Origin of the sequence: Ferrimicrobium sp. (assembly GCA_022690815.1) — a bacterium.
GTDB lineage: Bacteria > Actinomycetota > Acidimicrobiia > Acidimicrobiales > Acidimicrobiaceae > Ferrimicrobium.
The window spans coordinates 1-11,433 of sequence record JALCZJ010000049.1 but is presented as its reverse complement, the minus strand read 5'-3'; the positions used below and the strand labels follow the sequence as shown (position 1 = coordinate 11,433).

The following is an 11,433-nucleotide window of genomic DNA, read 5'->3' as shown; positions in this document are numbered from 1 at the left end:
CGATCCAAGATGTATCGATTTGGGAAAGCCGGCGATGCTCCTCGACGATGAGGACCAGTGCCATTGGCTGCTCGTTTGGCTTTGTAAGCCTCAAACATCTAGTTGGACAGGGTGGCTTCTCAAGATGGCTAACTCCTGGGCTACCTGGGTGAGGGATCGATTCGAAAGCTCGACAAGCCTGAGGGGGTCATCTTTAACTTCGCGGTCAAACTTTCTTCGAAACGTTGTCTCTTTACCCTTGTTCTCTTCCATGTCTACCGTATCTACCAGTCTCCTTGGGGTTACGGAGTGGTGTGTCCCGGTTTGGGGGTAGTTTCAATGTGAGTGACGATAAGTGGGATCTTGGGTTGGATCATGTCCGTGGCGCGCGCGATCTCCCTCGTGCGGAACGCTTGGCCAACCTGCTATACCAACAGTGCAGAAGGGGTCCAGTCGTCAACCCCAACGCCATCGACTTTACGGACATTATCGAAGGCCGCCTCATGATCGAGCGGGTCGAACCCGGGGAATTGTACTTTGAAGGAGGCATAGGACCTCTTCTTGTCTCCGACGAGGCCCCGGCACTCGCTAAAGTAGGCCGGGAGGTCTACGTCACGCTCGTGCGCATTGCTGGAAGGTGGTGAGCGGTCGAGGTCGGCAACGTCTATACAATCTAATGATCTGCTCGCAAACACCTAAACGCACCTGGACATGGCCCTAGGTCGTGGCATCAACGATCGGGGTGCATAGGTATCGGTCGCATGTCTCGGCCAAGGGCTCATGGTATCAACCTCGACGGCTCTGTCGGCAGGTTTTAGGTCGGCAGGTTTTAGGTCGGCAGGTCCAAGGCCAGTGAGCTTGCGTCGTTAGGCTGGACCTGGTCAATCCAGGTCAATCCAGGAACCTTCGCCACTTGCGACCTGGACGGTCCCGTCGGTGTTACAATGAGATAGTTCGACCCCCTCACAGCCAAAGCTCCAGAGTACCAACTCGCAAAGCAACCTCTGGGACCTCTGCATCTGCATTGTCGACCGCTAGCAACTTAACGGCATTAAGAACGAGCTGGGTTAGATCAACGAGACCAACTTGCTACGCCAACCACCGGACCTGCGATACTCTTGCCGATGGTGAGTGCTAACGAAGCAGCAAGCGAGCCGGGCTGTGGACCAGAGTATTCGGTTAGATCATTCCAAAAGAGACCCCATGCGCTAGCAACTCGGCTTGATATACCGGCCCGTATGAGTCCCGACATCGCCAGTCGAGCCGCCAAGGGATGCGAAAGTGCGAGGTGCTGGGCGAGATAGCCGGTAGACAGAAAGGCGCTAAAGTGTGCGTCGATTTCCCCGCGGTAGATAGCAGCACCATCCGCTCCGTGGCGAATGACAACCGAGGCACAAAGAATGGCGCTTGCCAAGGCCGCAGCAATGCCCTCTCCTTGCAGTGGATTAACCAGTCCAGCCGCATCCCCAACGAGGTAGACGCCGTCGGTCGCCACCCGGCCACCCACTAGACCCATCTTCAGCCAGCCGCCCATCTCGCTCGGCTCTCCCAACACGGTGATCGCTCCCGACGATACCAGCTGATCCTGATAGTCATTGAGGCGTGATCGTACCCCTTTGGCACGCGCACGATCCGCACCGACACCAACGCCGACACCAAGATTGAGACGTCCGTCACCCTGATCGAACACCCAGCCATAGCCAGGGACGGCGTCATCACCAGGATCCAAGAAAAGGTCGACACGATCAGCGAGCGTCGTGCCGAGTGCATGCCTTCGTAAGGCAAAACCAAGGAGGACGCGCTTGGAGTCCACAAGGCCCATGGACCTTGCAACCGTCGAGTTCGCACCATCGGCACCCACAACGACATCAAACTCCTCGATGCCATCACCGATGCTCGCACGAAGCCGCTTGCCCGAACGTGCAATCTTCGAGACCACTCCGGTGACGCTTCTCGCCCCTTCTTCCAAAGCCCTCTGATGCAACAGGTCATCAAAATCCCGTCGTCGCATCGTGATCCCGTACCCCTTGTGCCCAAGTCCGGGTCGAGCAGGCAACGTGATTTGGCGACCCTTGTAACCAAGTACCATAGATCCGATGTGATGTGCATCCTCAGGCAGTTCGATTCCTACCTGGGCCAACACCGCGAGCGCACGCGGTCCAACCACGTCACCACAGGCCTTGTCCCGAGGAAAATCCGAGCGATCGACGAGGAGAACCTCATGTCCGCCACGGGCGAGCAGAACTGCAGCGAGTGATCCCCCGGGGCCGGCCCCAGCGACAAGAATCCTCATGAGAAGCTGATCTGAAGGACGCGAAGCTGGAGTGTAGAGCCGGATCCACCAGCAGGATAGGGGTCTTTGATCCCCACCTCCCAGTAGAAACCGTTATCACCCGCCTTCGATGCGACGATCACGTCCTGTCCTTTGGTTACCCCCGCATCGTAGAGGTGCCACCCCGCATCCGGTAGTGACGCCTTGAAGAAGGCGAGTACCTTCGCAGGACTCATCGACGCTCGATACATCACATAGCCATCAAAATTGGCACCATCCGGATTGAGATCCTTATAAGCCAGCACCTTGAGCCCTACCGGGACCAGCACGGTCTCGGCGATGTTCTTGGGAATAAGTCCATCAGGCGCCAACTGTTGCAGCTGCGGGAGCGCAGTCGTCGCTGATCCAGGAATGGGTATCTGGGTGGGTTTTTGTCCACTGCTCGGGATCGCTGCCAACGTTCCGATACTCACGACGACGATCGCCCCCACTCCGACGGTCCAACCGATCACCTTACGCCTATTCACGTTCTCCATCCTGATCCACTTTTCACGCCTGGGCCAACTCGATCGGTTCAGCATGCAGACCCGATTAATCTCCTATAGATTACTGGCGGTGTGGCCGAGTGGTTAGGCAGAGGCCTGCAAAGCCTTGCACAGCGGTTCGAATCCGCTCGCCGCCTCCAATTATGGGGACAGTCAGCCACGATCCAGTGGCGTCCACCCCTCGCTCGCCACTCAGGCTCTTAGGCCAACGTCATCATGGGTGCGCTGGAAGAGCGATACAGCACCAGCCAGCCCGATCACGGAGGCACCAACCCCAGTCGCCCAGACCAACCCTAGGTGCGAGTCGGCAATCTGTCCGGTCACCAGTGGCCCCAGACTCTGGCCGACGGCGATCGACACGGTAGCCAAGCCCATGGCACCGGTCTGTAGCGACGGTGGCAACACGGCTCTGGTTACGACACCAAACGCCGTCGAGCAGCTCATCAGCGCAAGACCAAACAACACACCCGCGACAAGTTCAACCCAAAGCGTCGTTGACACGAGATAGAGTCCAGCACCAACCGCCCCAGAGCTATAGATCAGCGCAGCGACCAGCCCCGGGCGACGACCGGCGAGCGGCCGGTACCAGACGAAACCGCTGAGTGCCGCGACGAGTCCGAACACCACATAGGCGGTCACGACCCGCGAGGACGGCTGCCCCTGCTGTCCCATGAGCGCAACCTGATAGGTGAGAAACGCGAGGTACCCAAATCCGAAGAGTCCATAGGCGATGATCGCTGGCAAAAGCTTCCTGAAATGGCCGAGATGTCGCTCAGTCACCGAGCGTGCAGGGGGATCTTCGACGCGGTAGGCGGCAATGACAGCGATAATCATTGCCAGCAGTGTGAGTAGCGCCAACACACCCCAGTCCAAACGCCACAGCGATGCCACATCGAGGTGAATGGCCGGAATCAGTGCCCCACTGATAGCAGTACCGAGCCCAGCTCCTCCGAAATAGATTCCAAGGATGACCGCTGCCCCAGCTTTGGTCAACTCGCGAGCAGCCTGCTGAGCAAGGGACGACCCGACGACGAAGATCACCGCACCGCAAAATCCGGCAATTACGCGTAGGGCGAGAAGCACTACGAGATGCCCACTGATCGGCGTCAACCCCAACGCAACCGTCATTCCCACACCAGCGAGAATAAATGATCGACGATTGCCCAACCGATCGGTGATTCTGGTCACCAAGATCGCTCCCAAAAGATACCCGAGGGCGTTTACGGTGTTCATGGCACCGGCATCGACGTAGCTCCAGTGCAACGCCAGCCGCATCGTCGGAAGCACCAACGAATAGGCGAATCGGGCAAATCCGAGCGACGTGGCAGCTGCCAGCGAAAGCCCAACGGCAATGAGGACGCCTGAGGCGGTGATATTCTTGAACCCGTCCGATTGCCCCTGCATCCACCACCTCAACCTCGATCTGATCTCAGGTCAGGATATACTCATATTTAAGAAATGATGAGGTGAATGAGATGAAATTTCGCGTTCCAACCGTGAGTTGTGACCATTGCCAAGTTGCCATCGAGGGCGAGGTTAGCAAGGTCGCAGGGGTTACCGCCGTCGTGGTCGATCTCGCCGACAAGGTGGTAACCATTGAAGGATCAACGCTCAATGTCGATGAACTCCTCGCCGCCATCGATGAGGCTGGCTACGATGCCGAACTCATCGACTAAGCAACTCGACCTTGAGCTTTTTGGGATGACATGCGTGAGCTGTGCGTCACGGATCGAACGCAAGCTCAATAAGCTCGACGGGGTCGCTGCTAGCGTTAACTACGCCCTCGAAGAGGCAACCGTAACGTATGATTCCGCCGCCCTCGATCTTGATCGGATCATTGAAGCCGTGCAGCAGGCGGGCTACGACGCTATCGCAAAAGTCGATCAAGGACCACCGGCCAAATCTTCCCACCACCGTTGGCCCTTATTGGTGAGCGCGGCATTGAGCGCCGTGCTGCTAGCTGGGGATTTGGAACTCATCAACATCGACAGACTCGTCGGCCTCGTCCTGGCGATCGCGGTCATCGTGCTGGTAGGCCGAGGGTTTCTCATCACGGCCCTGCGTGATCTCGCTCATCTGACCGGGGGTATGGATACCCTCGTATCGCTGGGATTTGTAACCGCCTTCGTGTGGTCCACCATCATCACACTGGGCAATTTCACCCGTGAACCGGTCTTCTTTGACGCGGCGGCAATCGTCCCGACCGTGATCTACTTTGGGCGGTGGATCGAAGATCGAGCAAAGACACTGGCAAGGAGTGATCTCAATGGACTCCAAGCAAGCATGCTTGGCGAGGTAACGGTCATCCGCGATGATACCGAAATGACCATACCGGCTGGTGAGATACAACGCGAGGACATCGTCACTGTTCGACCCGGCCAGGTGGTACCGACCGACCTCATCGTCACCAAGGGAACGTCCAGGGTCGACACGTCGGTAATTACCGGCGAGGCCGATCTCTCCGACGTCACCAGCGGGGATCGTATTCTTGCCGGATCACTCAACCGAGATCAGTTGCTTGAGGGCAAGGCTCTCACCAGCGCTCGGAGGAGCTTTCTCTCTCAGCTCACCGAGCAAGTTGCCCAGGCTCAAGCCAAGAAGGCAGGTCTTGAGCGCCTCAGTGATCGCATCGCTAGAGTCTTTGTTCCTGTCGTCATCGTTATCGCTATCGCCACCTTTGTCCTCTGGTTGTCCTTTGGGTCCGCCACCAGCGCCCTCGTAGCAGCTATCGCCGTACTGGTCGTGGCTTGTCCGTGCTCGCTCGGGCTTGCAACCCCAATCGCCTTTCTTGTCGCGACCTCTCGAGCGGCACGATCAGGGATTCTCATCCAGAGTCCCACCGTCCTTGAACAGGTGCCAAAGATCGACACGATCTTCCTGGACAAGACGGGAACACTCACCGATGCCACCCTTACGCTCGAGAGCCTTCCAGCCTCGCTTGGCGGGGACGAACGGGCGTGGATCGCCGCCGTCGCCCGTGCATCAACACACCCGGTGTCTCGAGCCCTCAGCACCCTCTCGTCAACAGCACTCGTGGTGGAGGCAGTCCATGAACTCCCTGGCTCAGGCCTCACCGGCACGGTTGCAGGACACACCATCACGATTGGCGCCCCTGCCTTCTTTGGCATCCAAAGCCCCACACAAGGGCGGGTGATTGCCTGCGGTATTGATGATCGGGCACCCATCCTCATCAACTTGACGGAGACGGTACGCGACGGGGCGGCCGAGCTCGTTCAAACACTGACCGAAAACCATCTCAAGGTCGTCATGCTGACAGGGGATAACCTGGATAATGCTACGGTCTTGGCGAAGCGGCTTGGCTTTGACGTCATTCGAGCCAATGTCCGACCAACCGACAAGGCCGACATGATCCGTGAGGCTCAAAAACGTGGCGAACGCGTCGCTATGGTCGGTGATGGGATTAACGACGCCGCAGCACTCGGGGCCGCCGATTTGGGCATCGCACTCGCCAGTGGAACCGACATCGCCAAAGCCAGCGCCGACATCACGATCGTGGGCGATGACATTGTCAAGGTGGCGACCGCAATTGCCCTCGCAAAGACCACGCTGCACAACATCTACGAAAACTTCGGCTGGGCGTTGGGCTACAACATCATCGCCATCTCACTGGCGGCCGCCGGAATTTTGAATCCTATGCTCGGTGCCGCCCTCATGGCGAGCTCGTCGCTGATTGTGGTCACGAACGCACTACGGCTACGACGCTGGTGCCCGCCCGCGGTCATCGAATCCACCACGACAGTAAATCAATCAACAAGGTCAAAGGGAGCATCGTCGACACCGCAAGCAGCGTCGTCTACCCTTCCAACGACCTGATCCACATTAGGTACCAGGGGGCAACATTTTGCCGCAGGAGTCAACATTGTGTACCAGGAGACACTGAGACCGAACCTGTCACGTTGGCTTCACGAATCGGCACCCAACTCCGCAACGCACGCCGTTGCACATAACGTGAAGCACTAACTCTTTTGGGTAGGATGTCGCGACCGGCTCGCAGGATACATCGATACCCACTAGGCTGACGACAGTGAGCAAGCGTGTCCAAGATCTCAAGCTGTTGTCCTTCGCGTCCATCGTCGCATTGCTCGTCGAGTTCATCTTTGGAACAGCGAACGCCCTCTACGTTACCATTGCGCCACACAATCCTTGGGGTGCATCCCATCCGATTGCCATCCTCTATCTGCACGTTATCGTCGGGCTCGCCCTGTTGATCAATGGCGTCATGATGGTCAACGCCTCCCTTGAGCAGCCCCAGTCACGCTCACTCGGCTACTCCATCGTTGGGGTCCTAGGAATCGTTATCGCGATCGCTGCCGGGCTCGGCTTCGTAAACGGTGGTGGCAAGTCCAACCTCCTCTCGCTCACCATGGCACTTGGGTTTTCGGCTTCCCTCTTTGCCTACGCATTCCTGCTCTTTCACTTGAGTCGCTCAGGCAACCACGTTCGGGCAGATCCGCCAACCAGAGAAAACTAGAGGATCAACGGAGATAGCGAGAAGGATCGGTTCTCCTTTGATCTGAAGAGGGCGTGCTAGGTTGCGCACCGGGTGCAGGCAACGTCGCTGCGGGTCAGATGAGGCATCAACCGACCAGAGCCGACAATACGTGAACCCCCCCAGAGCTTCATCGTGGTTATCCATACGACTCGCATCGCTCTCGTCGCACGCATGCCACACTTGGCTCAGCGCTGCCTTGGCCCGAGATTGACTTGGCCCGAGAATGACTTGGCCCGAGATTGACTTGGCCCGAGGTTAGCTGGTCATGCGCTTCTGAATGATGCCCAGAAGCACTGGTCATCATCGGCCCCAATTCGCTGCACCCGGACCGGCTACTGCGTAGCCCTGCGGGAATGACCCCACTACCCTCGCTATTGACCAGCAAAGAACGATGTTGACTAGCAAAAAGTTGTGTTGGGTATCAACGAGTGGGCCGTAGAGGACTCGAACCTCTGACCCCTTGCGCGTCATGCAAGTGCGCTACCAGCTGCGCCAACGGCCCGTCGGCTACACTCTACAGCCCCACGGGCTCCAATCGGGTCACTTGGGCTGCCCCTCTTAGCGTAGCCCTTACCGAACACCTCCAACGGCCACCCTGCAGGGCCGAAATGTTACCCGCCGAGTCAACTCATACGCCGTCCGCCCATAGGCTGACCGACCATCCGCCGTGAACGCTGGCACCACCCCCGCACATTACCGCCCCAGACGAGCAGAACCGCCATCTCCCCAACACCAAGTCGTCCGACCTGATACTCACCTCGTCTATGATTCTGACAGCGTCAGCTCTTGATCGGCGAACTGCGTATGGTAGAGGTCGGCATAGAGCCCCCCGGCTGCGAGCAGTTCGTGATGCGTACCATGGGCAACGATCCTTCCTGCGTCCAGTACCAGTATCTCATCGGCCTCGCGAATCGTTGAAAGCCGGTGAGCAATCACCAACGATGTCCTATCAGAGAGCGCATGCGCGAGCGCGACCTGGATAGCGGCCTCAGATTCGGAATCGAGATGCGCCGTCGCCTCGTCGAGAACGACAACGTCAGGCGACTTCAGCAAGAGTCTTGCAATCGCGACGCGCTGCTTTTCGCCGCCAGAAAGCCGGTACCCTCGGTCGCCAACCACCGTATCGAGTCCATCAGGCAGTGTTGCCAGAATATGAGCAATCTGAGCCGCCTCGAGTGCTGCATGAATCTCGTCGTCGGTGGCATCTGGCTTGGCGTAGAGCAGATTGGCTCTGAGAGTATCGTGGAACAGATGGGCCTCTTGCGTGACGACACCCACCGTCGCGCGCACTGAGGCCTGGGTTGCCGTGCGCAGGTCAACCCCATTAATGGACACCGTACCGGTCTCAGGATCATAGAGACGTGGCACCAGATGGCTGAGCGTTGTCTTGCCGGCACCTGAGGGACCAACGAGGGCGACCATGGTGCCAGGGCGAATGACAAAGCTCACGTCATGGAGTATCTCTGGGCTAGCGCCACGCTCAAGATTCTCTACATTCTCGAGCGAGGCCAGCGATACCTCCCGAGCCGTTGGGTACCGAAAGGTGACGTGCGCAAACTCGACCGTGGCAGGACCTCGTGGAATCGAAACCGCATCGGGAGCCTCGACAATCGTCGGCTTAAGATCGAGCACCTCGAAGACGCGATCAAAGGACACCAGCGTCGTCATGACATCGACCTGAACGTTCGATAACGCAGTGAGTGGTGCATACAACCGAGTCAGATAGAGCGTGATGGCGACGACGGTACCCACCTGGTAGACGCCATGCACCGCCTCTACCCCACCCCAACCATAGGCAAGGGCGGTAGCAAGCGAAGCTGTCGTCAACAGTGCCACCATAAAGATCCTGGTGTACATGGCCTGGGTGACACCGATGTCTCGAACTCTACCGGCGCGACCTGAAAACGTGCCGCTTTCACGATTCGGATCACCAAAGAGCTTGACCAACAAGGCACCAGAGACATTGAACCGCTCCGTCATCGTGTTGGTCATCTCGGCGTTAAGGTTATAGCTCTCTCGCGTAATACCCTCGATCTTTCGCCCCACCCATCGGGCCGGAATGATAAAGAGTGGCAGCAAAATCAAGGCGGCAAGGGTGATCTGCCACGAGAGAAAGAACATAACCCCAAGAGTGATGACGACCGTAATAAGGTTCGAGACGATCGACGAAGTCGTATCGGTAAATGCCGACTGGGCATTGAGTACGTCCGAGTTGATACGACTGATGAGGGCCCCGGATTGCGTCCGCGAAAAGAACGCGAGGGGCATCGATTGGAAGTGGTCAAAAATCTTGGTTCGCATATCGTAGATGAGACCCTCACCCACACGAGCTGAAATGTAGCGTTGCCACAACATCAGCCCTGCACTCACGAGCGCCACACCGGCCGCCAGCAACGCCAACCAGACAATAAGACCGACATTGTGCCGAACGATGCCATCATCAATGATCGCTCGAAAAATCAACGGACTAACCGTCGAAAGAATCGCGCTGACCACAATCAAGACTAGATAGGTGATCAGCGTACGTCGGTAATGAGCACCAAACCGAAGAATCCGCATCAGCAGGCCTTTCGGCAACTGACGTTGGGTTACCTTTGAATCTCGGCGATACGACTTCATAGCCTGCCAGCCGCCAAGCGACCCCATATCGCCACCCATCGACTTCATCTCTGACCCCTTGCTCCAAGTTTGGTTTTCAAATCTGCGAGGATCGAGACCAGTTCGGACCGTCGCTCAGGCGACAATGAGTCAAAGATCTCTTGGCCAACTGCGCGCCGACAGTCTCGCGCCCCACGATGGAGCTCTATACCACGTTCGCTAGCAACGAGGCGCACTGCTCGCCGGTCCGCCGGATCAGCCACCCGGAGAACAAGGCCGGCCTCGACCAGCTGGTCAATGACACTGGTGACGCTACGTGCGCTAACGCCAAGGGCACCGGCCAACTCCGACATCCGAATACTCGGATGATGAACCACTTCCGCAAGCGCCCGAGCAGCGCCCGGAGCGATGCAGAGTGGTTCAAGGCTCTCAATAAGTCGTGACCGCGAATAACGCGCGATTGAGGAGAACAGATCAACCAGCTCGTCTAATGTGTCTGGGCTGGATTCTCGGGTTACAGTATCCATAATACTGAGTATACCGGATATTCCACACTGACGAACATCGACCCATCGGCCGCTGTTGGTATCCGCGTTGGCTAGAGCCTGAGCCCAACTCGCCGATGTGACACTTACAACGCATCAGTTCCATCGACCAACACGAAATTCGCCGTTGCACAAGCACAGCACGGTTTGCCAACCGACTCTACGAGCTGCCCTTGGAGGCGCGAGTGTGGTCCACCCACGGCTACGGTATACGAAGGCGATGGAGCTCGCCCATAGAAGCGCCGACCGGCTAATGGCTCCTATCATCCGAACGGGTCACACTCGAGCCTTGTGATAGGAGGAGACAGTTGACAAAATCGAACACTGCCGTACCCGGCGATGCCCTGAACCACGACAATGAACGCCAGCCCATCCACCTCCGAGTCTCGACTGCGGTCTTTCGCGGGGAGACCGTGCTGCTTTGTGAGCGCCGAGCAAACGATCGGCCGATGTGGGTTCTGCCAGGCGGCACACCACGGCGAGGTAAAGGGGCAACAAGTTGCGCCAGACGGGAGGTCGCCGAGGAGACCGGTGTGCACATTGCCCGGATCGAGTGGCCTTTGTCCTGGAGACGACGAGCCCTGATACGACACATCAGCTCATGGAGATCGTCTGTCTTGCGACTGTCCGCGATGTCAGTATCTCTCCTGTCGGCTGTGAGGTTCATCGCAAACCGGAGTTCATTGCGCTCGACCAACTGAGTGCGCTTAATCTGTTACCACCAATTGCCGGCTATCTCCGAGGGATTGCTCGGCAAACGACTCGGCTCGATCCGGCACAGGCGACCGCCGCCTGCCTCGGCAACATCCGGCGCGAGAACGGATCCTCAGGCCAAGCACCTGAACGAGCCTGACGTGAACTACCCCCACCTGAAGGTGGAGGCTTTCTAAGCTAGTCTCGGTCACGCTGCAACCGTCCTCTGGCTCACTCTGTTTTCTAGCTTCCGCGGCCCGTTTGATTGCAACGGTGCCTCAGTCCCAA

10 protein-coding genes, 2 tRNA genes and 1 riboswitch are annotated in these 11,433 nt (G+C 57.9%); of the genes, 6 read left to right on the top strand and 6 right to left on the bottom strand.

Translation table 11 applies throughout. The features are described from left to right. Positions 1-320: 320 nt before the first annotated feature. Positions 321-623 (top strand): hypothetical protein, encoded by a 303-nt coding sequence (locus MP439_10780; protein ID MCI2976537.1) that lies wholly within the window; start codon positions 321-323, stop codon positions 621-623. 428 nt (positions 624-1,051) lie between these two features. Here the strand turns inward: MP439_10780 and MP439_10775 are convergent, their stop codons facing one another. Continuing rightward, on the bottom strand, positions 1,052-2,272 hold the full coding sequence (locus MP439_10775) for a geranylgeranyl reductase family protein (GenBank protein ID MCI2976536.1): 1,221 nt from the start codon (positions 2,270-2,272) through the stop codon (positions 1,052-1,054). Beyond that, positions 2,269-2,778 (bottom strand): hypothetical protein, encoded by a 510-nt coding sequence (locus tag MP439_10770; protein MCI2976535.1) that lies wholly within the window; start codon positions 2,776-2,778, stop codon positions 2,269-2,271. Before MP439_10770 ends, MP439_10775 begins: the two co-directional genes overlap by 4 nt. Positions 2,779-2,862: 84 nt before the next feature. Here MP439_10770 and MP439_10765 point away from each other — a divergent pair. Further along, positions 2,863-2,936 (top strand) — tRNA-Cys (locus MP439_10765). Between the two features lie 52 nt (positions 2,937-2,988). Here the strand turns inward: MP439_10765 and MP439_10760 are convergent. Then, complete coding sequence (locus MP439_10760) at positions 2,989-4,200, bottom strand: YbfB/YjiJ family MFS transporter (protein ID MCI2976534.1); 1,212 nt, start codon at positions 4,198-4,200, stop codon at positions 2,989-2,991. 71 nt (positions 4,201-4,271) lie between these two features. On the opposite strand from MP439_10760, the gene MP439_10755 reads away from it, so the two are divergent. The 3 genes from MP439_10755 (at position 4,272) to MP439_10745 (ending at position 7,288) form a co-directional block, all read left to right on the top strand. After that, a complete protein-coding gene (locus tag MP439_10755; protein ID MCI2976533.1) occupies positions 4,272-4,472 on the top strand; it encodes a heavy-metal-associated domain-containing protein in 201 nt (66 codons plus the stop codon). Beyond that, entirely contained in the window at positions 4,453-6,630 is a 2,178-nt protein-coding gene (cadA, locus tag MP439_10750) for a cadmium-translocating P-type ATPase (protein MCI2976532.1), read from the top strand. The genes MP439_10755 and cadA overlap by 20 nt, the downstream gene beginning before the upstream one ends. Before the next feature lie 211 nt (positions 6,631-6,841). Then, complete coding sequence (locus MP439_10745) at positions 6,842-7,288, top strand: hypothetical protein (GenBank protein ID MCI2976531.1); 447 nt, start codon at positions 6,842-6,844, stop codon at positions 7,286-7,288. A 450-nt stretch (positions 7,289-7,738) separates the two neighbouring features. On the opposite strand, the gene MP439_10740 is transcribed toward MP439_10745, so the two are convergent. The 3 genes from MP439_10740 to MP439_10730 form a co-directional block, all read right to left on the bottom strand. Then, positions 7,739-7,811: transfer RNA gene (locus tag MP439_10740), tRNA-Val, on the bottom strand. Positions 7,812-8,071: 260 nt separating this feature from the next. Beyond that, positions 8,072-9,976 carry an ABC transporter ATP-binding protein/permease gene (locus tag MP439_10735; protein ID MCI2976530.1) on the bottom strand — a complete coding sequence of 635 codons (1,905 nt, stop codon included), beginning with the start codon at positions 9,974-9,976 and terminating at the stop codon, positions 8,072-8,074. After that, on the bottom strand, positions 9,973-10,434 hold the full coding sequence (locus MP439_10730; GenBank protein MCI2976529.1) for a MarR family transcriptional regulator: 462 nt from the start codon (positions 10,432-10,434) through the stop codon (positions 9,973-9,975). Before MP439_10730 ends, MP439_10735 begins: the two co-directional genes overlap by 4 nt. Positions 10,435-10,659: 225 nt before the next feature. After that, positions 10,660-10,722, top strand: a riboswitch (Fluoride riboswitch). 229 nt (positions 10,723-10,951) lie between these two features. On the opposite strand from MP439_10730, the gene MP439_10725 reads away from it, so the two are divergent. Then, positions 10,952-11,305 (top strand): hypothetical protein, encoded by a 354-nt coding sequence (locus MP439_10725; protein ID MCI2976528.1) that lies wholly within the window; start codon positions 10,952-10,954, stop codon positions 11,303-11,305. Positions 11,306-11,433: the final 128 nt, after the last annotated feature.